Source organism: Ferrovibrio sp. (assembly GCF_046297895.1).
In the GTDB taxonomy this organism is placed as follows: domain Bacteria; phylum Pseudomonadota; class Alphaproteobacteria; order Ferrovibrionales; family Ferrovibrionaceae; genus Ferrovibrio.
The window spans coordinates 96,366-120,617 of sequence record NZ_JBKBHC010000010.1 but is presented as its reverse complement, the minus strand read 5'-3'; the positions used below and the strand labels follow the sequence as shown (position 1 = coordinate 120,617).

General features: G+C 66.9%; 23 protein-coding genes. 13 read left to right on the top strand and 10 right to left on the bottom strand.

Going from position 1 to position 24,252, the window contains the following annotated elements; all coding sequences use genetic code 11:
• Positions 1–18 precede the first annotated feature (18 nt).
• Positions 19–792, top strand: coding sequence for a crotonase/enoyl-CoA hydratase family protein (locus ACK4FK_RS17285; RefSeq protein ID WP_409746463.1), 774 nt, complete (start codon positions 19–21; stop codon positions 790–792).
• On the opposite strand, the gene mutY is transcribed toward ACK4FK_RS17285, so the two are convergent.
• Complete coding sequence (gene mutY, locus ACK4FK_RS17280; RefSeq protein ID WP_409746461.1) at positions 749–1,852, bottom strand: A/G-specific adenine glycosylase; 1,104 nt, start codon at positions 1,850–1,852, stop codon at positions 749–751. The genes ACK4FK_RS17285 and mutY overlap by 44 nt on opposite strands.
• Positions 1,853–1,959: 107 nt before the next feature.
• Between mutY and ACK4FK_RS17275 the strand changes: the two genes are divergently transcribed.
• The 4 genes from ACK4FK_RS17275 (at position 1,960) to ACK4FK_RS17260 (ending at position 8,692) form a co-directional block, all read left to right on the top strand.
• Positions 1,960–3,141 (top strand): ABC transporter substrate-binding protein, encoded by a 1,182-nt coding sequence (locus tag ACK4FK_RS17275; protein ID WP_409746459.1) that lies wholly within the window; start codon positions 1,960–1,962, stop codon positions 3,139–3,141.
• 24 nt (positions 3,142–3,165) lie between these two features.
• Complete coding sequence (locus ACK4FK_RS17270; RefSeq protein WP_409746457.1) at positions 3,166–3,705, top strand: DUF721 domain-containing protein; 540 nt, start codon at positions 3,166–3,168, stop codon at positions 3,703–3,705.
• Positions 3,706–3,811: 106 nt separating this feature from the next.
• Positions 3,812–4,429, top strand: a complete 618-nt coding sequence (locus tag ACK4FK_RS17265) for a DsbA family protein (RefSeq protein WP_409746455.1) — start codon at positions 3,812–3,814, stop codon at positions 4,427–4,429.
• 30 nt (positions 4,430–4,459) lie between these two features.
• Positions 4,460–8,692 (top strand): AAA family ATPase, encoded by a 4,233-nt coding sequence (locus tag ACK4FK_RS17260; RefSeq protein ID WP_409746453.1) that lies wholly within the window; start codon positions 4,460–4,462, stop codon positions 8,690–8,692.
• Positions 8,693–8,754: 62 nt separating this feature from the next.
• Here the strand turns inward: ACK4FK_RS17260 and ACK4FK_RS17255 are convergent, their stop codons facing one another.
• The 6 genes from ACK4FK_RS17255 to ACK4FK_RS17230 form a co-directional block, all read right to left on the bottom strand.
• Positions 8,755–9,690 carry a pentapeptide repeat-containing protein gene (locus tag ACK4FK_RS17255; RefSeq protein ID WP_409746451.1) on the bottom strand — a complete coding sequence of 312 codons (936 nt, stop codon included), beginning with the start codon at positions 9,688–9,690 and terminating at the stop codon, positions 8,755–8,757.
• Between the two features lie 172 nt (positions 9,691–9,862).
• Positions 9,863–10,855, bottom strand: a complete 993-nt coding sequence (locus tag ACK4FK_RS17250; RefSeq protein WP_409746449.1) for a 2-hydroxyacid dehydrogenase — start codon at positions 10,853–10,855, stop codon at positions 9,863–9,865.
• 179 nt (positions 10,856–11,034) lie between these two features.
• Positions 11,035–11,646 carry a hypothetical protein gene (locus ACK4FK_RS17245; protein WP_409746447.1) on the bottom strand — a complete coding sequence of 204 codons (612 nt, stop codon included), beginning with the start codon at positions 11,644–11,646 and terminating at the stop codon, positions 11,035–11,037.
• A gap of 117 nt (positions 11,647–11,763) precedes the next feature.
• Positions 11,764–12,696 (bottom strand): Hsp33 family molecular chaperone, encoded by a 933-nt coding sequence (locus tag ACK4FK_RS17240; protein ID WP_409746445.1) that lies wholly within the window; start codon positions 12,694–12,696, stop codon positions 11,764–11,766.
• Between the two features lie 25 nt (positions 12,697–12,721).
• Entirely contained in the window at positions 12,722–13,651 is a 930-nt protein-coding gene (argF, locus tag ACK4FK_RS17235) for an ornithine carbamoyltransferase (RefSeq protein ID WP_409746443.1), read from the bottom strand.
• Entirely contained in the window at positions 13,648–14,838 is a 1,191-nt protein-coding gene (locus ACK4FK_RS17230; RefSeq protein ID WP_409746441.1) for an aspartate aminotransferase family protein, read from the bottom strand. The genes argF and ACK4FK_RS17230 overlap by 4 nt, the downstream gene beginning before the upstream one ends.
• A 264-nt stretch (positions 14,839–15,102) precedes the next feature.
• Here ACK4FK_RS17230 and ACK4FK_RS17225 point away from each other — a divergent pair, with 264 nt between their 5' ends.
• The 3 genes from ACK4FK_RS17225 (at position 15,103) to ACK4FK_RS17215 (ending at position 17,210) form a co-directional block, all read left to right on the top strand.
• Positions 15,103–16,269, top strand: a complete 1,167-nt coding sequence (locus tag ACK4FK_RS17225) for an iron-containing alcohol dehydrogenase (RefSeq protein WP_409746439.1) — start codon at positions 15,103–15,105, stop codon at positions 16,267–16,269.
• A gap of 5 nt (positions 16,270–16,274) precedes the next feature.
• Positions 16,275–16,718, top strand: a complete 444-nt coding sequence (locus tag ACK4FK_RS17220) for an acyl-CoA thioesterase (RefSeq protein ID WP_409746437.1) — start codon at positions 16,275–16,277, stop codon at positions 16,716–16,718.
• 114 nt (positions 16,719–16,832) lie between these two features.
• Complete coding sequence (locus tag ACK4FK_RS17215) at positions 16,833–17,210, top strand: RidA family protein (RefSeq protein ID WP_409746435.1); 378 nt, start codon at positions 16,833–16,835, stop codon at positions 17,208–17,210.
• Positions 17,211–17,258: 48 nt separating this feature from the next.
• Here the strand turns inward: ACK4FK_RS17215 and ACK4FK_RS17210 are convergent, their stop codons facing one another.
• Together ACK4FK_RS17210 and ACK4FK_RS17205 are read right to left on the bottom strand one after the other, a co-directional pair.
• Positions 17,259–17,696 (bottom strand): PaaI family thioesterase, encoded by a 438-nt coding sequence (locus tag ACK4FK_RS17210; RefSeq protein ID WP_409746433.1) that lies wholly within the window; start codon positions 17,694–17,696, stop codon positions 17,259–17,261.
• Between the two features lie 11 nt (positions 17,697–17,707).
• Positions 17,708–18,076, bottom strand: coding sequence for a nuclear transport factor 2 family protein (locus ACK4FK_RS17205; RefSeq protein ID WP_409746431.1), 369 nt, complete (start codon positions 18,074–18,076; stop codon positions 17,708–17,710).
• Between the two features lie 29 nt (positions 18,077–18,105).
• On the opposite strand from ACK4FK_RS17205, the gene ACK4FK_RS17200 reads away from it, so the two are divergent.
• Positions 18,106–18,579 (top strand): MarR family winged helix-turn-helix transcriptional regulator, encoded by a 474-nt coding sequence (locus ACK4FK_RS17200; RefSeq protein ID WP_409746429.1) that lies wholly within the window; start codon positions 18,106–18,108, stop codon positions 18,577–18,579.
• 154 nt (positions 18,580–18,733) lie between these two features.
• Here the strand turns inward: ACK4FK_RS17200 and ACK4FK_RS17195 are convergent, their stop codons facing one another.
• Positions 18,734–19,552, bottom strand: a complete 819-nt coding sequence (locus tag ACK4FK_RS17195) for an ABC transporter permease (protein ID WP_409746427.1) — start codon at positions 19,550–19,552, stop codon at positions 18,734–18,736.
• Between the two features lie 69 nt (positions 19,553–19,621).
• Here ACK4FK_RS17195 and meaB point away from each other — a divergent pair, with 69 nt between their 5' ends.
• The 4 genes from meaB (at position 19,622) to ACK4FK_RS17175 (ending at position 24,238) form a co-directional block, all read left to right on the top strand.
• On the top strand, positions 19,622–20,617 hold the full coding sequence (gene meaB / locus ACK4FK_RS17190; RefSeq protein ID WP_409746425.1) for a methylmalonyl Co-A mutase-associated GTPase MeaB: 996 nt from the start codon (positions 19,622–19,624) through the stop codon (positions 20,615–20,617).
• Positions 20,618–20,619: 2 nt separating this feature from the next.
• The gene (locus ACK4FK_RS17185) at positions 20,620–21,783 is read left to right on the top strand and encodes a pyridoxal phosphate-dependent aminotransferase (protein WP_409746423.1); all 1,164 of its coding nucleotides are present in this window, start codon (positions 20,620–20,622) and stop codon (positions 21,781–21,783) included.
• 29 nt (positions 21,784–21,812) lie between these two features.
• Entirely contained in the window at positions 21,813–22,961 is a 1,149-nt protein-coding gene (locus ACK4FK_RS17180) for an acyl-CoA dehydrogenase family protein (RefSeq protein ID WP_409746421.1), read from the top strand.
• Positions 22,962–23,053: 92 nt separating this feature from the next.
• Positions 23,054–24,238 (top strand): acetyl-CoA C-acyltransferase, encoded by a 1,185-nt coding sequence (locus ACK4FK_RS17175; protein ID WP_409746419.1) that lies wholly within the window; start codon positions 23,054–23,056, stop codon positions 24,236–24,238.
• The last annotated feature ends 14 nt before the right edge of the window (positions 24,239–24,252 follow it).

The window sequence follows — 24,252 nt, the reverse complement described above, 5'->3', positions numbered from 1 at the left end:
TCAGGAGAGGAAGCCGGGATGCACAGTGTTCGCGTCGAGAAGCAGGGTGCCGTCACTACAGTGATCCTGGACCGCCCGCAGGCCCGCAATGCCGTCGACCGGCCCACTGCCGACGCCCTGCGCCAGGCTTTCAAGGATTTCGACGCCGACGACAATGCGCGCGTGGCCGTGCTGTGGGGCGCCAACGGTACCTTCTGCGCCGGCGCCGATCTCAAGGCCGTGGCCGATGGCGCCAACCGCAACGACGTGTCGCCGGAGGGCGAGGGCCCGATGGGGCCGACACGCCTGCTGCTCTCCAAGCCGGTGATCGCCGCCGTGTCGGGTTACGCTGTCGCCGGCGGCCTGGAACTGGCCTTGTGGTGCGACCTGCGCGTGGCTGAGGAGGATGCGGTGTTCGGCGTGTTCTGCCGACGCTGGGGCGTGCCGCTGATCGACGGCGGCACGGTGCGGCTGCCGCGCCTGATCGGCCATAGCCGCGCACTCGACATGATCCTCACCGGCCGCCCGGTGCCGGCCGACGAAGCCCTGCAGATGGGGCTGGCCAATCGGGTGGTGCCCAAGGGCCAGGCGCGCACCGCCGCCGAGGCGCTGGCCGCCGAGGTCGCGCGCTTCCCGCAGGCCTGCATGAAGGTCGACCGCGCCTCCAGCTATCGCCAGTGGGACCTCTCGCTCGATGCCGCTCTGCACGACGAGGCCGAAGGCGGCCTGCCGATCATCGAGCAGGAGGCGATCGCCGGCGCGGCGCGGTTCAAGAGCGGGCTCGGCCGCGGCGGGGATTTCTCGTCGATCTGACGTCGTCGCCTGCCGGCAGCAGGCCAAGCATCTTTTTCATCACCGTGGGCAGGGCCGCGTCACCCGGCTGCTGCCATTGTCCGTCGATCTCTGCGGCGGCCCGCGCGTCGACGCGACCATGCAGCGCGGTGATCTTCAGTGCGAAATGGGTGAAGACATGCTCGGCGGCACCCGCCGCTTCCTGCCAGTCGATGGCGGCCGGCGCATGGGACAGCGCATCGCCATTGCGCCATGGCGAATCGCGCCAGGGTGCACTGGGCACCTCCAGCATGCCGCCCAGCAGGCCCTGCGGCGGCCGGCGGCGCAGCAGCACCGCGCCGTCATCGCGCTGCAGCAGGAACGCGATGGTGTGCCGCACCGGCCGCGCTGCCTTTGCCGCCTTGCGCGGCAGCTCTGCCGCGCTACCGCGTTCCTGCGCGACGCAGGATTTGCGCAGCGGACAGAGCGGGCAGTCTGGGTTCTTCGGCGTGCAGATGGTTGCGCCCAGGTCCATCATGCCCTGCGCGAAATCGCCGGGCCGTTTCTGCGGCGTCACGCTTTCGGCCAGTCTGCGCAATTCCGGCTTGGCCTGGGGCAGCGGCGTCTCGATGGCGAAGACGCGCGCCAGCACGCGCTCGATATTGCCATCCATCACGGCCGCTGGTTTGTCGAAGGCGATGGCGGCGATGGCGGCCGCCGTGTAGGCGCCGATGCCGGGCAGCTCCAGCAGGCCCTCCACGCTGTCAGGGAAGACGCCACCGAGTTTTTCGCTTACGGCCCTGGCGCATTTATGCAGGTTGCGGGCGCGCGCGTAATAGCCCAGGCCTGCCCAGGCCTCCATCACGTCCTCCACCGGCGCGGCGGCCAGGTCATGCACGCTGGGCCAGCGCGCGAGGAATTTGGTGAAATAGGGGATCACGGCCGGCACGGTGGTCTGCTGCAGCATGATCTCGCTGAGCCACACGCGGTAAGGCTCCATCGGGGCGGCACCCGGCGGGCTGCGCCAGGGCAGGCTGCGGTGATGCCGGTCGTACCATTTCAGCAATGGTGCGGCGATGTCGACACGACGGGACGCGGGCATGGCGCGACCATAGGCAGGGCATGTTGCTGCGGCAAGCGTTTCTCCGCTTGCCAAGACGGCTGGCGGGCGGCATCTTGCGCCACTCCAGAGAAACTAGGTGTCCGATCATGCGCCGATCAGCCGCTTTCGCCTTCGCGGCGATGCTTGCCTGTTTCGCCCTTGACGGTCGTGCCGCCGGGCCGTCCGAAATCCGCCTTGGCGAAATCCGGCTCGGCACCGTCACCGATCTCTCCGGTCCCGCCGCGCCCTATGGCCATGCGGTGGTGAATGCCCTGCGGCTGCGCTTCGATGCGGTGAATGCCGCCGGCGGCGTCCGCGGCCGCAAGATCCGCCTGATCGTCGAGGACCACCAGTTTCAGGTGCCGCGCGCCGTGCAGGCCGCCGCCAAGCTGATCAAGCGCGACCGCGTTGAGGCTTTCGTCGGCGCGCTTGGCACCGCACAGGTGCAGGCGATGCTGCCGCAGTTGCGCGAAGCCGGTATCCCCAACTTGTTCCCCATGGCCGCCAGCCGCGACCTGGTGCAGGCCAGCGATGCGATCACCTGGATATCCGGCTCGCTTTATTACGACCAGATTCGCGCCGGGGTGAAATGGATGGTCGAGCAGCGCGGCAAGCGTGCCGTCTGCGCGCTGGCGCAGAACACCGATTACGGCGAGGAGGTGCAGCAGGCCCTGCGCGACCAGCTGGCGCAGCACGGCCTGTCCCTATTGGCCGTCGCCACCCATCGCCCCACGGACATGGATTTCACCGCATCGGTTGCACGGCTGCGTGCCGCCAACTGCGATCTCGTGGTGCTGGCCACGCTGTTGCGCGATACGCTGCTGCCGATGGCGGCGGCCAAAGCCGCCGGCTGGAATGTCGATTTCCTCGGGCCTTCCACCACGCATGACCACCTGCTGGCGGCGGCACCCGGCGCTGCCGCCCAGGGATTATACAGCGTGTCGTCGATCGCGCTGCCTGAGAGGGCGACGGCGGCGCCCGAGGTGCAGGCCTGGATCGATGCTTACACGGCGCGCTTCGGGGTGGCGCCGAATGCCGGTGCGATCTATGGCGCCACTATAGCCGATCTGGCCGTGCTGACGTTCGACCGCGTTGGCGACCGGGCCGGCGAGGGGCGCGATCCCGCCCGCTTCGCGCGGGCCATCGGCAGCATCAGCGGCTGGCGCGACCTGTTCGGCGGCACGCTGCAGGATTTCTCCAATGGCCGCCGGCAGGGCACGATGCAGGCCTATGTCTGGCATCTTGGCGGTCCGCGCTATGAACGGTTGACCGAAGCGCTCGGCTATTGACCCCGCCTGGCATAGACTGCGCCGATGGCCGATGAGTCGACGCCAAAGAATGCCAAACCGGGGCACGATCCCGCCAAACGCGCCAACGCCCCCAGGGCGCTGGGCGTGGCCCTCGGCCGTCTGACCAGACCGGTCTTCAAGCAGCGCGGCGTGGCGCTGGCCGAGATCATCAGCCGCTGGGCCGAGATCGCCGGGCCGCTGCTCCATGCCGAGACGCAGCCGGAAAAGCTGATCTATGCCTCGGGCGCCGGCCATGCCGCCACGCTTGAGATCATGGTCAGCCCGGCCTTTGCCCTGGAACTGCAGCATCTGGCTCCGCTGATCGTCGAGAAGATCAACGGCTATTTCGGCTATCGCGCGGTGGAGAAACTGCGACTCCGGCAGATGCCGGTTTCCCGGCCGGCCGGGGGGTCCGAGTCGCCGGCGGCCCCCCGCCGTCCGGCCCGGCCGCTGAGCGGGGACGAACAGGCCCGCCTGGCCGCTTTGCTGGAGGGGGTCGAAGACAAGGCCCTCCGGCAAGCCCTTGAAAAACTTGGGCGATCACTTTTCGGTGCGAGTCGCTGAGCCGCCTTGAGCGCGCCAGATTCTTGTGGATAACGGCAGAGTCCGGTTGCAGGCCGGACGGGCAACCATACAATGCCCCCTAGATGTAGGGGGTCGGAGCATCTCTATGAAATATATACAGCGTTTTATCCTGACCCTGGCGGTGATCCTGTTGGCCGGCCTGGGGGCTGAGGCCCGTGCCCAGGCCACGAATGCAGGCGCCGATCCGCGTCTGCAGGACATGGTGCTGGGCAAGCCCGACGCGAAGATCACCATCATCGAATACGCCTCGCTGACCTGCCCGCATTGCGCCAGCTTCCACGCCGACATCCTGCCGGCGCTGAAAACCGAATACATCGATACCGGCAAGGCCAAGCTGATCTACCGCGATTTCCCGCTGGATAACCTGGCCTTTGCCGGCGCCATCCTGGCGCGCTGCGGCGGGCCGGAGAAATACTTCACCTTCCTCAACGTGCTGTTCGCGCAGCAGCGCCAGTGGGCCACGGCCAGCGATCCCAAGGCCGCGCTGACCCAGATCGGGCGGCTGGGTGGCGTCTCGGCCGATCAATTCGACAAGTGCCTGGCCGACAAGCCGCTGGGCGACTTCATCCTGCAGCAGCGGCTGGACGGCAATCAGAAATTCAACGTCAACTCGACGCCCACGCTGATCATCAACGGCAAGACCGAGGCCGGCGTGCCCTCGCTCGACGAGTTGCGCAAGAAGCTAGACGCGCTGGCGAAGTAATCGCTTAGCGTTTTACGAAAGGGAGTCCCCGTGCAGTTCACCAAGTTGCGCCTGTCCGGTTTCAAGTCGTTCGTCGAGCCGACGGATTTCGTCATCCATCCGGGGCTCACCGGCATCGTCGGTCCGAATGGCTGCGGCAAGTCGAACCTGGTGGAAGCGCTGCGCTGGGTGATGGGCGAGAACTCGGCCAAGCGCATGCGCGGCTCGGGCATGGACGACATGATCTTTGCGGGCACGGCCACAAGGCCGGCCCGCAATATCGCCGAGGTGACGCTCACGCTCGACAACGCCACGCGCACCGCGCCGGCGGCCTTCAACGAACAGGAAGTGCTGGAGATCACCCGCCGCATCGAACGCGAGAAGGGCTCTGACTACAGCATCAACGGCAACGACGTGCGCATGCGCGACGTGCAGCTGCTGTTCGCCGACCTGGCCTCGGGCGCCAATTCCCCTGCCATGGTCAGCCAGGGCCGCGTCGGCGCCATCATCAATGCCAAGCCGACCGACCGTCGCATGCTGCTGGAAGAGGCGGCCGGCATTTCCGGGCTGCATTCGCGCCGGCACGAGGCCGAACTGCGTCTCAAGGCGGCCGAGCAGAATCTGGAACGCGTGGTCGACGTGATCGGCCAGCTCGACAACCAGCTGCAGAGCCTCAAGCGCCAGGCGCGTCAGGCCAGCCGCTATCGCAACATCGCCGGCCAGATCCGCAAGACCGAGGCGATCCTGTTCCATCTCAAGCACCAGGCGCTCAAGCATGCCCTGGCCGATGCCGAGCAGGCCCTGCAGGCGGCCGAGCGCGAAGTGGCCGATCGCACCCTGCAGGTTTCCGAGGCCCACGAGGCCGAGCGCATTGCGGCCGAGGCCTTGCCGCCGCTCCGTCAGCACGAGGCCGAGGCCGGCGCCAGGCTGCATCGCCTGACGGTGGCGCGCGAGGGCCTGGATGCCGAAGCCGCCCGCGCGGAAGAGGCCGCGGAACAGGTGCGCGCCCGTCTGGCGCAGATCGCGTCCGATGCCGAGCGCGAAGGCGCACTGTCGCAGGATGCCGAGGAGACCATTGCCCGGCTGAAGGCCGAGGCGGAACAGCTTGAAGCCCAGCGCGCGGGTGAGGGCGAGGCCCAGGCCGGTGCCGAGAGCGCCGTGGCCGAAGCGCAGGGCCGCGTCGATGAACGCCAGGCCGAACTCGACCGGCTCACCGACCGCGCGGCGGAAGAACAGGCCCAGCGCGCCCGCCTGCGCCAGGCCATCGAGGATGCCGGCCGCCGGCTGGCCCGCCTGCGCGGCCGCATCGAGGAAATCGCCGCCGAGGAAGCGCGGCTGAACGAACAGACCGAGGCGCTGGCTGAGGCCGAAAGCGCCAATGCCGAGGTGGAGGCCAAGCAGGCCGCGGTGGAAGCCGCCCGCGCCGCGCTGGAAGCCGTCGAGACCGACCATGCCGGCAAGCTGGATGCCGCGCGTCAGGCCTATGAGGCCGTGGAAGCCGAACAGGCCCGCCTGATCGATGCCGCCCGCGCCGCCCTGGAGGCCGTCGAGGCCGAACACGCCCAGAAGATCGAGGCCGCCCGCGCCGCCCTGGCCCAGGCCGGCAACGAGCATGAACAGAAGATCGAGGCCGCCCGCGCCGCGCTGAACGCCGTGGAAGGCGAGCACGCGCAGAAGATCGAGGCTGCACGCGCCGGCCTGAATGCCGTCGAGGCCGAGCAGGCGCTCAAGATCGAGGCGGCGCGTGCCGGCCTCAATGCCGTCGAAGCCGAACACGCCGAGAAGATCGCCGCCGCGCGACGCGGCGTGGAACAGGCCGAGGCCGAGCGCCAGGCGGTGGCGCAGGCCGAGCAGGCCGCACGCGATGCCTGGCAGGGCGTGCAGGGCGAACTCACCCGCCTGAAGGCGGAAGAGGCTGGTCTGACCAAGCTGCTGAAGCTCGACGAAAGCAATCTCTTCCCGCCGCTGATCGACCAGGTGACGGTGGCGCCCGGTTTCGAGAAGGCTCTGGGCGCCGCGCTGGCCGACGAGCTGAATGCCGCCACCGACCCCAATGCGCCGATGCACTGGGATGCGCTGCCGCCGATGCAGGATGCCCCGGCCCTGCCGTTCGGCGCCGAGCCGTTGTCGAAATATGTCACCGGTGCCGCCGCCCTGCAGCGCCGCCTCAGCCAGATCGGCGTGGTGGCCGACGATGCCGATGGCGCCCGCCTGCGCGCCGACCTGAAACTGGGCCAGCGTCTGGTCACGAAATCAGGCGCGCTGTGGCGCTGGGACGGCTTCACGGTAAAGGCCGGTGCGCCGACTTCGGCTTCGGTGAAGCTGGAACAGCGCAACCGTCTGGCCGACCTGCGCGAGGAACTGCGCGGCCTGGAAAGCAGGCTCGGCGATGCCCAGCGCGCCTATGAAGCCGCGCGCCAGGCCACCGAAGCCGCTGCCGCCGCCGAACGCGCCGCCCGCCAGGCCGTGCAGGTGGCGGAAGAAGCCCGCAACGCCGCGCGCCAGCAGGCTTCCGCCGTGGTGCAGTCGGCCGAGCAGACCCGCAACGAAGCCCGCCAGCAGGCTTCCGCCGTGGTGCAGTCGGCCGAGCAGGCGCGCAACGAGGCCCGCGAACAGGCAGCCTCCGTGGTGCAGGCCGCCGAACGCGCCGCCGCCGAGGCGCGCGACCGCGCCGCCCAGCTTGTGGCGGCGGCCGAACGCGAGCGCCAGGGCGCGCGCGACCATGCCAACCAGGGCATCGCCGCGGCAGAGCGCGAGCGCCAGTCCGCGCGCGAGCAGGCCGCCCAGGCGATCGCCATGGCAGAGCGCGAGCGCCAGTCCGCGCGCGACCGTGCCAACCAGGACATCGCCCGCGCCGACCGCGACCTCGACGCCGCCCGCGAATTGCAGGCCGAAGTGGTGCGCAAGGAAGCCGAGCGCCAGTCGCGCCTGGCCGCACTGGCCGAGCAGAAGCAGCAGACCGAGGCCGAGATCGCCGAGACTGAAGCCGCCCGCACCAACGAGGAAACCGCGCTGGCCGCCATGCCGCCGGAAGACGAGGTGCGCCAGCTCATCGCCATGGTGCGCGACGAGGTGAACGCCCTGCGCCAGGCGCTGGCCGAGCGCCGCGCGGCGCTGGAGCAACTGCGCCGCGACTCAGAGGCACGCGCGCGCAGGCTGGAAGCCATCGTCATCGAGCATCGTGCCGCCCAGGCCCGCAACGAAAGCGCCGCGCACCAACTTGAACAGCTCGGCGCCCGTCAGGCCGAGGCTACGGCCGAACTGGAAAAACTGGAGCAGATTCCGCGCGAGCTGGAAAGCCGCCGCAATGCCCTGCTGGAACAGATCGGTCAGGCCGAGGCCGCCCGCAACCAGGCCGCCGACCATCTGGCCAATGCCGAGGCCGCACAGCAGCTCGCCGCCAAGACCGCGCGCGAGATCGAACAGCTGCTCGGCGCCGGCCGCGAGGCGCGCGTGAAGGCGGAATCCGACCTGGAGCATCAGCGCGTCAGCCTGGACGAGCTGGCGATCCGGGTGCGCGAGGTGCTCGACTGCACGCTTGAGCAGGTGCTGAAGGCCGGCGAGGTGGAAGACGACGAGGAATTCCCTGAGCTGCCGCAGGTGGAAAACCGGCTCGAGCGCCTGCGCAAGGAACGCGACAATATGGGCCCGGTGAATCTGCGCGCCGAGCTGGAAGCCAACGAGGTGGAAGAGAAGCTCACCGCGCTCTCCACCGAGCAGACCGATCTGGTCGCCGCCATCGACAAGCTGCGCCAGGGTATCTCGTCGCTAAACAAGGAAGGCCGCGAGCGCCTGCTCGAAGCCTTCGAGAAGGTGAACGGCCATTTCCAGAAACTGTTCGTCGAGGTGTTCGGCGGCGGCAAGGCGCATCTGCAGCTTGTCGAAAGCGACGATCCCCTGCAGGCCGGCCTGGAAATCTATGCCTCGCCACCGGGCAAGCGCCTGCAGATCATGTCGCTGCTCTCGGGCGGCGAGCAGGCGCTCACGGCGCTCTCGCTGCTGTTCGCTGTGTTTCTCACCAACCCGGCGCCGATCTGCGTGCTGGACGAAGTGGACGCCCCGCTGGACGACGCCAATGTCGAGCGCCTGTGCAACCTGATGGAGGCGATGGCGCGCCAGACCTCGGATATCGGCGAGGGCACGCGCTTCGTGGTGGTGACCCACCATCCGATCACCATGGCGCGCATGGACCGCCTGTTCGGCGTCACCATGGCCGAACGCGGCGTCTCCACCCTGGTCAGCGTCGACCTCGCCGGCGCCGAGGCGATGCGAGCCACGGCGTAAAAAGAACGCGTGGATGCCCGGGCCGAACCCGGGCATGACGACTTTTTTGGTTTGTCGAGATGTTAGAGGCTGCCTGCCGGCATGAAGCCGAAGGCGCCGTCCAGCATGGCGCCGCGGAAATCGGCCTTGTCGATTTTCGCGCGTCCCAGGTTGGCGCCGCGCAGATCCGTGCAGATCAGCTTCGCGCCGCTTAAATCCGCGCCGGCCAGGTTGGCCTCGGCCAGGTCGGCGCCGCTCAAATCCGCATGGGCGAGATTGGCGCCCGAGAGGTTGAGCCCGCGCAGCCGGGCGCGGCTGCCGCGGTTGCCATCACTGGCGATCCAGGCGGCATGGTCGGCCACCAGGCCATCCAGCAGTTCCGCGGTGATCGGTCGCGCCACCGCGCCGCCGGCCGCCTCGATGGCATCGGCCATGCCGACGCCCAGGTCGCTGAGCGCGAAATTCGCGCCGCGCAGGTCGGCACCGCGGAAGCTCACGTTTTCCAGCCGGGCGAAGGCGAAGCTGGTGTCCTGCAGGTTGGCCTTATCGAAGCTGGCCTCAGTGAGCATGGCGCCGGAGAAGCTGGCGCCGGTGATGCGCGCCTGGTGCAGGCGGGTGATCTGGCCCAGATCGGCATGGCCGTCGCGATAGGGGCCGAGCTTAGCGTTGTCGAAGCGCGTGCCGGAGAGTACGGCGCGGCTCAGGTCGGCGCCACGCAGGTCAGCCCTGGCGAAATCGGCCTGGGTCAGGTCGGCCGCGGTGAGATCGCAGCCATGCAATTCGGCTTCCAGGAAATTGCTTTCGCGCAGGTCGGAGCAGGAGAGCCGGCAGAAGGGCAACTGCGCCTGGCGCAGGTTGCGTTTGCTGAGCTTGATGGCATCGAAGTCGATACGCTCGAGATGCAGGCGCCGGCCGATCCGCACCGAGCCCGACAGCGACTGTACATACCGCCCATGCGACTCCAGCCGCTCGCCGATATCGGCGGGGCAGGGTGTGTAGGGCGGCGGCAGGGCGGTCATGCGGGTTCCGGGGATCGGTGCCAGAGTATGGCGCACAAACCCGCCGCAGGAGAATAGGGCAGATGCTAAATTTCTCGAAACCGGCGGCCGACCGAAGCGGCCGGCTACTGCGCGGGGCCAAACCGCCCCGGTACAGGCCGGCCCGGTGTAGGCCGGCTTAGAGCAGACCGGCTTAGAGCAGACCGGCGATAACCCGGTCGGGCGGGGCGTGGCCATCGGCGAAGGTCTTGATATTGATAATGACCTTCTCGCCCATATCGATGCGGCCCTCCAGCGTGGCCGAGCCCATATGGGGCAGCAGCAGCACGTTGCTGAGTTCCAGCAGCTTGGGGTTCACCGCCGGCTCGTGTTCGAACACGTCCAGCCCGGCGCCGGCGATCTCGCCCTTGCGCAGCTTGCGTACCAGGGCGTTCTCGTCGATCACCTCGCCGCGCGCGGTGTTGACGATATAGGCCTGCGGCTGCAGCAGATCGAGCCGGCGCGCCGACAGCAGGTGGAAGGTGGCCGGCGTATGCGGGCAGTTCACCGAGATGATGTCCATGCGGGCCAGCATCTGGTCGAGGCTTTCCCAGTAGGTCGCCTCCAGCTCCTGCTCGATGCTCTCATGCACCCGCTTGCGGTTGTGGTAGTGGATCGAGAGGCCAAAGGCGCGGGCGCGGCGGGCCACGGCCTGGCCGATACGGCCCATGCCGATGATGCCGAGCCGCTTGCCCCAGATGCGCTGGCCCAGCATCCAGGTGGGCGACCAGCCCTCGAACTTGCCCTCGCGCAGCATCTGAGCGCCTTCCACCAGGCGGCGCGGCACGGCCAGGATCAGGGCCATGGTCATGTCGGCGGTGTCTTCGGTCAGCACGCCGGGGGTGTTGGTGACTGTGACGCCGCGCTGGCGGGCTGCGGCGAGGTCGATATGGTCGACGCCGGTGCCGAAATTGGCGATCAGGCGGAAATTCGGGCCGGCATGGGCCAGTATGGCGCCGTCGATCCGGTCGGTGATGGTGGGGACCAGTACGTCGGCGGTCTTCACCGCCTCGATCAGCTCGGCCTGACTGAGCGGCTTGTCCGCCAGGTTCAACCGGGTGTCGAACAGCTCCATCATCCGGGTTTCGATCGGGTCCGGCAGCTTCCGGGTCACGATCACCAGGGGGCGCTTTTTCGGCGTTGGCATGACAGGCGTTTCCGGCTCCGCGGGAGGGGAGATTGTGAGCCCTCTCTAGCAGATCGACCCGACCGAGACAAACCTCGGCCGGGTCGAAATCGGCTGCCGCAAGGGTAGCCTTTGGTCCGGGGGTGAAATGCTCTGTTCGTATGCGAACGGAGCCCGGATCAAGGGCTTACTGCCTCGAATTATCGCACATACAGCGGCATGTACTGGCGTATGTTGCGTTCCAGCTCGCGGTTCACGTCCATCATGGTCTCGCGCACCAGGCCGTGGATGATCAAGTCGCGGTCGTTCAGGGTCGCCTTTTCGCTCATCGAGGTGGAGCGGCGCGCCGAGGCTGAGGCCTCGCCGACCCGGAAGCCGCGGCTGTCGCGGACCTCGATGGCCATTTCCACCTCGGTGTCGAAGCGGGCGATCTGGTCCTCGGTGAAGCTGCCGCGCAGGCCCGGCGTCTTCTTCAGGTCCACCTCGGTGACGGCGGCCTTTTTGATGATGACCGTAACGCGGTTCTGCTGGCTGTTGTCCAGGGCGACGCGGTCCCGCGCCCAGCGGGCGGCCACGGCGGCCGGCGGCTGCGGGATGCTCAGTTCGATATGCGGCGGCTGGGCCGAGGGCTGGTATTCCTGGATGGTTTCCACCGAACTGGCGGCGAAGGTCAGCTTCGGCTGGTTCTCGAAGGTGATCTCGGGCAGCAGCAGCTTCTGCGGCGGGGCGCCGGCGCAGGCGGCGACGGCAAGCCCGAGGCCGCAGACCGCCAGCAGGCGGAGCGAATATCGGTGGATGAAATCGAGGCGCATGAAATCTCTCCCGGGTCTGGGGGTATCGAGTATCCCAGATAGGCCGGCAAATGGGGCGAATTCAAGGCCCGGGAATGGCGGGATTCGGCCAAAAGCACAAATTGCCTGGTATCAGATTCAGGCCTTCGCTCCGCTGGCGGAGAAATCGGCGGCAGGAAAATCATAGCCCGCGCTGCAGAACTGGCAGGTCACAGTGATCCGGCCATCGGCATCCGCCATGTCGCCCAGTTCCTCCGCGCTGAAGGTGGACAGAATGCCGCGCACCTTGTCGGAGGAGCAGGTGCAGGCATCGGCCAGGGCCGAAGCCTCGAATACCCGCACGCCGTCTTCATGGAACAGGCGGAACAGCAGGTCGTTCTGGCTGATCGCCGGATCGCACAATTCGTCGGCGCGCGTGGTGGACAGCAGCGCGGTGGCCTTTTCCCAGGCCAGTTCGCGCTCGTCGTCGCCCAGCCCGCCGGCCTGAATCGGCAACTGCTGCAGCAGGATGCCGCCGCCGCGCCAGTAGCGCCGCCCGTCCGTGCCCTTGCGGTGCGCGGCCGCCAGCACCACGCGGGCATTGAGCTGTTCCGATTGCGCGAAATAGGCATGTGCCGCCTCGGCCAGCGTGCTGCCCGAGAGGTCGACAATGCCTTGGTAGCGCTCCATGTCCGGCCCCTGCGGGTCGATGGTGAAGGCGAGATACCCCTTGCCGAGCAGCAGCGGCACCAGGGCGCGTTCCGCGCCGGGGCCCAGTTCCAGGCCGTCCAGCCGCTCGGCATCGAAACTGGCATAGCCGCGCAGGTGGCCGGGCGTGCGGCAATCGGCCACCAGGGTCGAGACCGGCCCGTCGCCCTTGGCCTGCAGCGAGAAGATGCCGTCGAATTTCAGCGCAGTCGCCATGGTGGCGGCCAGGGCCATCGCCTCGGCCAGCAGTTGCGCCACCGGTTCGGGATAGGCGTGACGGCTCAGGATGCGGTCCAGCGCCGGGCCCAGCCGCACCAGGCGGCCGCGCACGTCGCATTGCTCGATCTGAAACGGCAGCGAAAGATCGTCGTGAAGGGAAGGCATGCGCACGCAGTAACTATAGGGCGTTTCAGGCGCCGAAACACCAGGCCAGGATCGCCTTCTGGGCATGCAGGCGGTTTTCCGCCTCGTCGAACACCACCGATTGCGGCCCATCGATCACGTCGGCAGTCACTTCCTCGCCGCGATGGGCCGGCAGGCAATGCATGAAGATGGCATCCTTTGCCGCCTTCTGCATCAGCGCGGCATTCACCTGATAGGGGGCGAGGATCCGGTGACGCCGCTCGGCATCCTTCATGCCCATCGACACCCATGTATCGGTGATCAGGCAATCGGCATCCGCCGCGGCCAGGGCGGGGTCGGCCGTCACGTTGATCTGGCCCTGGCGTTCGGCCGCCCATTGCAGGACTTTCGGGCTGGGCTGCAACTCGGCGGGGCAGGCGAGGTCGAGGCGGAAACCGAACTGCACGGCGGCATGGATCAGCGACGTGGCCATGTTGTTGCCGTCGCCCACCCAGGCCAGCTTGCGGCCGCGGATCGGACCGCGCTTTTCCTCGAATGTCATCACGTCGGCCATCACCTGGCAGGGATGGCTGTCGTCGGTCAGGCCGTTGATCACCGGCACGCTGGCATTGGCGGCCAAGTCGGCCAGGTTCTGCGCCTTGCCGGTACGCATCATGATGGCGTCCACATTGGCCGACAGGATCTTTGCGGTGTCGGCGATGCTTTCGCCGCGGTTGATCTGCAGTTCGTCGGCGCGCACCACGATGGTTTCGCCGCCAAGCTGGCGCATGGCGCTGTCGAAGCTCAGCCGCGTGCGTGTCGAGGGCTTCTCGAAGATCATCGCCAGAATCCGGTCGGCCGCCGGCCGGTCGGGCTCCATCCAGCCTTTCGGCCGGCCCATGCGACCGGCCTTCATTTTCGCCGCGTGGCTCAATATGCCGCGCAGCGTCTCGGCCGGGATGCGGTCGAGATCGAGGAAATGGCGGATTGCGCTCATGCCGCCTGCCTGGCCTTGGCCTGCAGCTTCTGGCAGGCCGCCTCGATGCGCTGGATGCCTTCCGCCAGATCCTTTTCCGGGATGGTGAGCGGCGGCAGCAGGCGCACGGTGTTGTCGCTGGCGGTCACGCCCAGCACATGCTCGTCGCGCAGGGCGGCCTGGAAATCGGAATTCACGCCCTTGGTCTTCACCGCGAGCAGGAAGCCCTGGCCGCGCACTTCCTCGATCACCTCGGGGTAGCGGTCGACCAGCATGGCGAGCTGCTGGCGGAAATACGAGCTGCGCTTCTGCACGCCGTCGAAGAAGCCGGGCTCCAGCATCACGTCCAGCACGGCATTGCCCGCCGTCATGGCCATGATGTTGCCACCAAACGTCGTGCCATGGGTGCCCGGCTTGATTCCGGAGCAGGCCTCGTCCGTGGTGAGGATCGCGCCCACGGGGAAGCCGCCGCCCAGACCCTTGGCCAGCGTCATGATGTCGGGCGTGATGCCGGCCCATTCATAGGCGAACAGCTTACCGGTGCGGCCCATGCCGGTCTGCACCTCGTCCAGAATCAGCAGCAGCTTGTGCTCGTCGCAGATCTGGCGGATCGCCCGCAGCGTCTCGGTCGGCACGGCGCGGATGCCGCCTTCGCCCTGGATCGGCTCCAGCATGACCGCCGCCGTCTCCGGCGTGATCGCGGCTTTCAGCGCCTTCAGGTCGTTCAGCGGCACATGGTCGAAGCCCTCGACCACCGGGCCGAAGCCTTCCAGGTATTTCTTGTTGTTGGTCGCCGCCAGCATGGCGAGCGTACGGCCGTGAAAGGCGCCGTCGAAGGTGATGACGCGGTATTTCTCGGGCTGGCCCTTCGCCGAGAAGTATTTGCGCGCGATCTTCACCGCGCCCTCGTTCGCCTCGGCGCCCGAGTTGCAGAAAAACGCCTTCTCGGCGAAGGAATGCTCGACCAGACGCTGGGCCAGCTTTTCCTGCTCGGGGATCTGGAACAGGTTGGAGACATGCCACAGCTTGGCGGCCTGCTCCTGGATGGCCTTCACCAGATGCGGGTGGCTGTGGCCCAGCGCGGTGACGGCGATGCCCGAGCCGAAGTCGAGATAACGTCGACCGTCGGCGGTGTAGAGGTAAGGACCCTCGCCCCGCTCGAACGCGAGGTTCGCCCTCGCGTAGGTCGACATCAATGCTTCGCTCACGACACGCTCCTGTGGTTGCGGCCCTGCCTATATGACAAAGCCCTGAAACGATGACGCCAGCCCCGGCTTTTTGACGCGGCCGGGCTGGCGGGAAGGGCAGGACTCTAAGGGCCGGCAAGGGCTTAGTCAATTCAGCGAATGTAGCGGGACAATGCCGGGTTCCCGGCGCTTTTTCGGCCATCGCCCTGTCGCGGGGGAAGGCTGGCCGATCCCGGTAAACGGGTGCTAGTGTCTGGAAAACATGACGAATTGCGGGAGGTCGGGATGAGCAGCCTGAGTTTCGAGACCACGCGGCGGGTCTATTGCGAGCCGGGGGCTTCGGCGAAACTGGGTGCCCTGGCGGGCGAACTGGGCATCACCCGGGCCATGCTGGTGACCGATCCGGGGGTGATGAAGTTGGGCCTGCCCCAGGCCGGGCTGGACAGCCTGAAAGCCGCCGGCATCGCGGTCTCGATCTACGACAGGACGGAAGCCGACCCGCCGGAAAAGCTGGTGCACGAGGCCGTGACGGCGGCGAAGGACTTCCAGGCCGATGGCGTGATCGGCTTCGGTGGTGGTTCCTCGATGGATATCGCCAAGCTGGTCGCCTTCCTGCCCCGCACCAGCCAGCAATTGTCCGAGGTCTACGGCGTCGGCAATGCCAAGGGCAGCCGCATGCCGCTGATCCAGGTGCCCACCACGGCCGGCACCGGCTCGGAAGTCACCGGCATCAGCATCATCACCACGGGCCAGAGCGAGAAGAAGGGCGTGGTGTCGCCGCTGCTGCTGCCCGATATCGCGCTGCTGGATGCCGACCTCACGCTTGGCCTGCCGCGCCACGTGACGGCGGCCACCGGCGTGGATGCCATGGTGCATGCCATCGAGGCCTATACGACCAAGCACAAGAAGAACCCGATGTCGGATGCGCTGGCGCGCGAGGCGTTGCGCCTGCTCTCGGCCAATATCCGCCATGTCAGTTCCGAGGCCGGCGCGAAGGACCGCAAGGCGCGCTCCGACATGCTGCTGGGCGCCATGCTGGCCGGCATGGCCTTTGCCAACGCACCCGTGGCGGCGGTGCATGCCCTGGCCTATCCGGTGGGTGGGCATTTCCATGTGCCGCATGGTTTGTCGAATGCCCTGATGCTGCCGCATGTGCTGCGCTTCAACCTCGCGGTCGATACGGCCGCCGCGCAATATGCCGAACTGGCGCCGATCCTGCTTCCCGGAAAAAGCTTCCATTCCGCTGCGGCCGGTGCGGGCGCCCTGCTGGCCGAACTGGAATCGATCATCGACGATGTGAAGCTGGAGAAGCAGCTTCGCCAGGTCGGCATCAGCCACAACCACCTGCCGATGCTGGCGAAGGATGCGATGAACCAGCAGCGACTGCTGGTCAACAACCCGCGCGAGGTTGGCTACGACGACGCGCTGAAAATCTACGAGCAGGCGCTGTAAGCGACATGAGCGAGGTTCTCGACCCCAGGCTGGAAGTGCGGGCGAATTACCGCCACAGCCTGCTGATCCCCACCCGGCTGTCCGACATCGACGTCTACCAGCATGTCAACAACGTGCAGTATTACGCCTATTTCGACACGCTGGTGAACGACTACATGATTCGCTTCGGCGGGCTCGACATGGTCAACGACAAAATCATCGGCCTGCTGGTGGAAAGTGGCTGCCGCTTCCACAAGTCGCTGAACTACCCCGAGACCATCGAGGGCTGCCTGCGCACGGTGAAGCTCGGCAATTCATCGGCGCGGCACGAGATCGCGCTGTTCCGCGCCAATGATCCGCATCCTGCCGCCACCGGCCATTTCGTGCATGTTTTCGTGGAACGCGGCGTGCAGAAGCCGGTGCCGATCCCGGCGAAGATCAGGGCTGCACTGGAGAAGCTGCTGGTGTAGTGCGGCTTCCAGATGCTCACGCGCAAGTGAAGTCGTGCGCTCGGAGTCGCGTCTTTCGTGTCCGGGAAGGCTGCACTAGCGTCGCCTGACGATCGTGCAGCACCGGAGGAGATTATGACGCGCGACATCATTCATACGGCCGAGGCGCCATCATCGCCTGCCTACAGTCAGGCCGTGCGCGCCGCCGGACTGGTCTTTGTCTCGGGCACCTCTCCGCACGATCCGGCGACGGGAAAAATCGCCGGCGACACGATCCAGGAACAGACGCGGCAATGCCTGCGGAATATCTCCGCCATTCTCAAAGCGGCCGGGACCTCGCTGGAGCGCGCGGTCAGCGCCACGGTCGTCATTCTTGATGAAGCGGATTTCGCCGGCATGAACGAGGAATGGGTGAAATGGTTTCCCGCCAATCCGCCGGCGCGGCAGGGTGCGAAGATGCCCGTGCGCATTCCCGGCATGAAAGTCTCGATTGCGATGATCGCCGAAGCCTGAGCCTGCTGGTTTAGCTTTCGTAATCCCCGCCCGGCAGCGCCTACTCTGCTAGACTTTCGCCGCCGGTATGTCGAAGATCATCAGGGCGCTGGAGCCATGCGCGCAAAGCCGGCCTTCTGCGTCGAACAGTTCCGCCGTGGCGCTGGCGGCGCGGCCACCGCGCTGCACCAGCTTGCCGATGGCGCGCAACGGTGCCGACTCCGCCGTCATCGGCCGCGTGTAGTGGATGGTCAGCGCCGTGGTGGTATAGCCCTGGCCGGCCGGCAGCGTGGAATGCAGTGCCAGCGCCATTGCGCCGTCCAGCACGGTAGCGGCATAGCCGCCATGCACGGTGCCAAGCGGATTGTAATGCGCTTTGGAGGGACGTGCGGTCAGCGTCACGCTGCCGGCGTCCACGGCCTGCAGGCTGAAATCCAGGGTGCGACCGATGCCGGGCGGGGTGGCGCCGCTGTCCAGCAGGTGACGCAGGAAACTCAATCCGTCCATGGCAATTTCTCCTAGGCTGCGCCGTAATAGGCTTCGCTGCGCCGGACCAGGCCGTCGTCATCGAAATCCATGTATTCGCTGGCGCGCGTGGTGCCGCTGGGCAGGTCGGCCTGCCACCACACGGTCAGGCGGCGCAGGCCGTCATCCCAGCTGCAGGCTTCCAGCCGCAGATTCGGATGCTTGATATGGCCATAGGCTTTCACCCAGTATGCGCGGATATTCTCGCGTCCCTGCACGCTCGGTTGGCCCGTCAGGCGTTGGGCCAGCGGGCTGCGCATTTCCGCATCGAGGGCCAAATGAGCCACCACCGCATCGATATCCACGGCATTCCAGGCCATCGCCCAGGCGGCGGCAAAGCGTTCGGCGTCGTTTCTGGTCATGACAGCTTCCCTGTCGTGATGGTGCTGTCATGATCCCGCGGCAGGCTTCACAAGTCAATACTATTGACCTGAGAAAGCTGCATCCCCTCGACGAGGCGCTGGAACTGATGCATTTCGGCTTCCGCGGCCTGACCGTGGAGGCCGACCGCTATCTGGATCGCCACGGGCTGACGCGGGTGCATCACCGCATCCTCTATATCCTGGCGCGGCGCGATGATGTCGCCGTGGGCGACCTGCTTGTTATCCTCGGCGTCAGCAAGCAGGCGCTGCATCGGCCGCTCAAGCAGCTGACCGAGCGCAATCTCGTCGCCGTGACCCGCGATCCGGCGCGCCATCGCTTCAAACTCCTGTCGCTCACGGCCGCCGGGCGGCGGCTGGAACAGACCGCCACCGAGTATGAACGCCATGCCATGCAGAAGGCGCTGGATGTTGCCTCGCCAGCCCAGCAGCAGGCCTGGCACCGCATCATGGCCGTGCTGGCCGAGCCGCTGCGCCGGTGCTGACCGCCTGGGCGATGATCAGCCGGCGGAGGCATTGTGGGCCAGGCTCACTTGAAATGTTCTTTTTTACGTTGCTTGCGGCGCTGATGGCGGAGTGCGCCCTCTCTGCCGCAAGCAGCGTTCCGGCGGCATCCGGCTCCGGCCGATCTCAGCTTGATCAGGGCCGCAGGCGGTAACCGCGCTTCAGCAGCAGGTGGCAGAGCACCCACAGGGCCAGCGCCACGCCGCCCAGCGCCACGGCGCCGATCAGCACGTCGCCGTCGGTATGGCCGGTCAGGCCGTAGCGGAAGCCGTCGATCATGAAGAAGAACGGGTTGGCATGGGCGGCGGCATACCAGAAGGGCGGCAGCTGCTGCACCGAGTAGAAGGTGCCCGACAGGAAGGCCAGCGGCGTCACCACGAAGTTGGTCACGGCGGCCATGTGGTCGAATTTCTGGCTCCACAGGCCGGCGACGATGCCGATCAGGCTGAGGATCAGCGAACCGGCGAAGACGAAATAGAGCGCCGCCAGTCCGTCATGCACGCGGATTTCGGCAAACGGCAGCATGGAGAGGCCAACCGCCAGCGCCACCATCAGGCCGCGTGTTACCCCGGCCATGGCATAGGCCACCAGCAATTCGCCGGCCGATAGCGGCGGCATCAGCACGTCGACGATGTTGCCCTGCACCTTCGAGATCATGATCGAGGACGAGGTGTTGGCAAAGGCGTTCTGCGTGGTGGCCATCATGATCAGGCCCGGTGCCAGGAATTCGATGAAGGGCATGCCGCCCACCTGCCGCACGGCGCCGCCCAGGGCCAGGGCGAAGACGGCGAAGAACAGCAGCGTGGTGACCACCGGCGCCAGCACCGTCTGGGTGATCACCTTGATGAAGCGCTGCACCTCTTTGACATACAGCGTCCAAAGGCCGATCCAGTTGACCAGTCCGTAGTCTCTTGGGCCGTGATCGTGGTGTTGCCGGGTGGCGGAAGGCTGCATGGGTCAAACCGGGCGGGAAGGCGGGGCGGATTATTGTCTGGCCGCCTACATAGCGCGTATGGTGCCCCTATGCAAAATCAACCTGGGCAAAAGCAAGCTGGGCAAACCACCGCCTCTGATGCCGCCCCGCCTGACTGGCTGCCCGGCCTGCTGGCCGGCGAGCGGACGGCTCTGGCCCGGGCGATCACGGCGGTGGAGAACGAGACCGCCGAGGCCGCCGCCGTGCTGCAGGGGATCCGCAGCCGGCTGGGCCATGCCCTGGTGGTCGGTTTCACCGGCGCGCCGGGCGCCGGCAAGTCCACCCTGGTCTCGGCCTATGTGGCCGAATTGCGTCGGCGGGATCTGAGCGTCGGCGTGGTGGCAGTCGATCCCTCCAGCCCGCTCACCGGCGGCGCCATCCTGGGCGACCGTATCCGGATGGGCCAGCATGCCGGCGATCCCGGGGTGTTCATCCGCAGCCTCGCCAGCCGCGGCCATCTCGGCGGCCTGTCGCGCACGGCGGCCCGCGTGATCGACGTATTCGATGCCTCGGGCCGCGACGTGGTGGTGGTCGAAACCGTCGGCACCGGCCAGTCGGAAGTCGAGATCGCCGAGATCGCCGATGTGCGCGTGGTGGTGAACGCGCCCGGTCTGGGCGACGACGTACAGGCAATCAAGGCCGGTATCCTGGAGATCGCCGACATTCTGGTGGTCAACAAGTCCGATCTGCCCTTTGCCGAACGTTCGGCCCGCCAGCTCGCCGCCATGAGTGCACAGCGCGGTCCCAATGACTCCCGGGGTCCGGTGCCGGTGCTGCAGACCAGCGCCACGTCCGGCAAGGGCGTGCCCGAGCTGGCCGATGCCGTCGCCGCCATGGGCAAGCGCAAGCGCCCCGATCCGCGCGCCCGCACGCGGCGCCTGCTGCAGAATCTGGTACTCGACCGCCTGCGACGCGGCCTGGCCGAGCTCCCGACTGCGGATATCGACGTGCTGGCCGATGCCGTGCTGGCCGGCCGCAGCGATATCGACGCGGCTTTGCTCAAACTCACCGAACTGCTCGTTTCCCGCCTCCCGCAACAGAAGTGATCATGACAGACGCCCGTATCTGCGAGTCCATCCTCGACCTGCCTGGTTCCCGCATTCGTGTTGTTACCCGCGCCTCGGCCGACATCCCCGACATGATCAAGCTGTGGTTCGGCGAGGGCGACGAGGCTACGCCCGAATTCGTGCGCAAGGCCGCCGCCGCCGCCCTGGAGAAGGGCGAGACCTTCTACGCGCCCAATCGCGGCATTGCGCCGTTGCTGCAGGCGATCAGCGATTACCTGAAGCGCGCCTACGGCGCCGACATCGGGGCCGACCGCATCGTGGTGACGGCCTCGGGCATGAACGCCATCATGATCACCATCCAGTGCCTGATCGAGCCGGGCGACAGCGCCGTGGTGGTCGGCCCGATCTGGCCGAATGGCCGCGCCGCGATCAAGGCGATGGGCGGCGAACCGCGCGACGTGTTTCTGCTGCCACAGGAAGACGGTCGCTGGAAACTCGATCTGCAGCAGCTGTTCGATGCCTGCGACGAGACCACGAAACTGATCATGATCAACAGCCCGGGCAATCCCACCGGCTGGGTGGCATCCGAGGCCGAGCTGAAGGCGATCCTCGATTTCTGCCGCGAACGCGGCATCTGGATTCTCTCCGACGAGGTCTATGGTCGCATCATCTATGGCGGAGCAAGGCATGCGCCGAGCTACTACACGCTGGCGCAGCCGGAAGATCCGGTGGTGATCGTGAACTCGTTTTCCAAAAGCTGGTCGATGACCGGCTGGCGGCTGGGCTGGATCGTGGCACCGCCGCGGCTTTGCGCCGTCGTGGAGAAGATGACCGAGTTCAACATCTCGCATCCCACCACCTTCGTGCAATGGGGCGGCGTGACGGCGCTGAACGATGGCGACACCTATATTGAGGGTCTGGTCGAACGCTACAGCCGCGCCGCCGATATGGTCTACCAGGCGCTGGCGCCGCTGCCGCGCGTGAAGCTGGCCAAGCCGGAAGGTGCCTTCTATGCCTTCTTCGGACTCGACGGCATGACCGACAGCCTGGATACCTGCGTCAACCTGGCGCGCAAGGCCCGCGTCGGGCTGGCGCCCGGCATCGCCTTCGGGCCGGCGGGCGAGGGCCGCATCCGGCTCTGCTACGCAGCCTCGCTGCCCAAGCTGTCCGAAGCCCTCGAACGGCTGGTGCCGCATCTCAGATAAACTCAGAAGAAAAAAGCCGGGAGGAAACCATGAGGCTGATCTACGAGACCGATGAACATGCGCAGCTGCGCGAGCAGGTGGCGCGTTTCGTCGAGCAGGAGGTCCGGCCTCATGGCGCCGCCTGGGAGGAAGCCGGCATGGTGCCGCGCGATGTGCTGCGCCAGATGGGCAGGCTCGGGTTTTTCGGCATCCGCTACCCCGAAGCCTATGGCGGCAGCGAACAGGGCGCGGTGGCCTCGGCGATCCTGGCCGAGGAATGCGGCCGCTCCGGCTTCGGCGGCTTTTCCGCCACCGTCCTGGTGCATACCGACATGGCCTCGCCGCATCTGGCCCATGCCGGCAACAAGCAGCAGCTCGACCGCTGGTTCGCCAAAGTCATCGCCGGCGACCTGATCACGGCTGTGGCGGTCACCGAGCCCGATGCCGGTTCGGATGTGGCGGCCATCCGCACCCGCGCCCGGCGCGACGGCGACGCCTATGTGCTGAACGGGACCAAGATGTTCATCACCAATGGCGTGCATGCCGATCTGTATTTCGTCGCGGCCAAGACCGATCCGGACGCGAAAGGCTCGCGCGCCATCTCGATCTTTGCCGTCGAAAAAGGCACGCCGGGCTTCAGCGTCGGACGCAGCCTGAGGAAGCATGGCTGGCTCTGCTCGGATACGGCGGAACTGGTCTTCGACAATTGTCGCGTGCCGGCCGAGAACCGTCTGGGCGAGGAAAACCGCGGTTTCTACGCCATCATGAAGAATTTCCAGAACGAACGTCTGGTGCTGGGCGCAATGGCCATCGGCGAATGCCGCCGGGCATTGGAGATCACCCGTCAGTATGTGACCACCCGCAAGGCCTTCGGCGGCGTTCTGGCCGACAAGCAGGCGATCCGCCAGCGCCTGGCGATGCTGGAGGCGCGCACCGAAGCGGCGCGGCAGCTGGTCTATCATGCCGCCTGGTCGGTGGATCAGGGCGGCGATGCCGTGCGCGAGGTGTCGATGGTCAAGGCGGTCTGCGGCGAACTGGTCAATGCCGTGACCTATGACTGCCTGCAGTTCCATGGCGGCGCCGGCTATCTGCGCGATTCCGAGATCGAACGCATGGCGCGCGATGCCCGCATCCACCCCATCGGCGGCGGCGCCACCGAGGTGATGCTGGAAGAGATCGCCAAGCGCTGGCCGGCTTGACGTGCACGTAAACCTGACGCAACGGCAGGTTTGCGCAGCGCAAAATTTGGGTCTAGCGTTCGCCCCCAGACCGACAATCGGAGGAAACCAGAATGCGCGAAGCCGTCATCGTCTCCACCGCCCGCACGCCGATCGGCAAGGCCTATCGCGGCGCCTTCAACAACACCGACGCTGCCAGCCTGGGCGCCCATGCCATCCGTGAGGCGGTGAAGCGCGCCGGCATCGAGCCGGGCGAGTTGGACGATGTGGTGATGGGTGCCGCCCTGCAGCAGGGCGCGACGGCGGGCAATATCGCGCGCCTCTGCGCCGTGCGCGCCGGCCTGCCGGTGACCGTCGCGGGCATGAGCGTCGACCGCCAATGCGCCTCGGGCCTGATGGCGATTGCCACGGCCGCCAAGCAGGTGATCCACGACGGCGTGCCGGTTGCCGTGGGCGGCGGCCTTGAGTCGATCTCGCTGGTGCAGAACGAGCACATGAACACCTTCCGTGCCCGTGACGAATGGCTGATGAAGAACAAGCCCGACATCTACATGGCGATGATCGATACGGCTGAAGTGGTGGCCAAGCGCTACGGGATCAGCCGCGAGGCGCAGGATGCCTACGCGCTGGAAAGCCAGAAGCGCACGGCGGCGGCCCAGGCGGCGGGCAAATTTGACGCCGAGATCGTGCCGATGCCGACCAAGATGGCCGTGGTAAACAAGGAGACCAAGGAGGTTTCCTACAAGGACATCACGCTGACCAAGGACGAAGGCAACCGCGCCGACACCACGGCCGAAGGCCTGGCCTCGCTGCAGCCGGTGCGCGGGCCGGACAAGTTCATCACCGCCGGCAATGCCAGCCAGCTTTCCGACGGCGCCTCGGCCTGCGTGGTGATGGAAGCCAAGCTTGCCGAAAAGAAGGGCCTGCAGCCGCTGGGCATCTATCGCGGCATGGCAGTGGCCGGCTGCGAGCCCGACGAGATGGGCATCGGTCCGATTTACGCGATCCCCAAGCTGCTGCAGCGTTTCGGCCTGAAGATGGACGATATCGGCCTGTGGGAACTGAACGAGGCTTTCGCCGTGCAGGTGCTGTATTGCCGCGACAAGCTCGGCATTCCGAACGACCGCCTGAACGTCAATGGCGGCGCGATTTCCATCGGCCATCCCTATGGCATGTCGGGGGCGCGCATGACCGGCCATGCCCTGATCGAGGGCAAGCGTCGCGGCGTGAAATACGTGGTGGTCACCATGTGCATCGGCGGCGGCCAGGGCGGCGCCGGCCTCTTTGAAGTGGCTTAAAGCAGCGAGGTGGC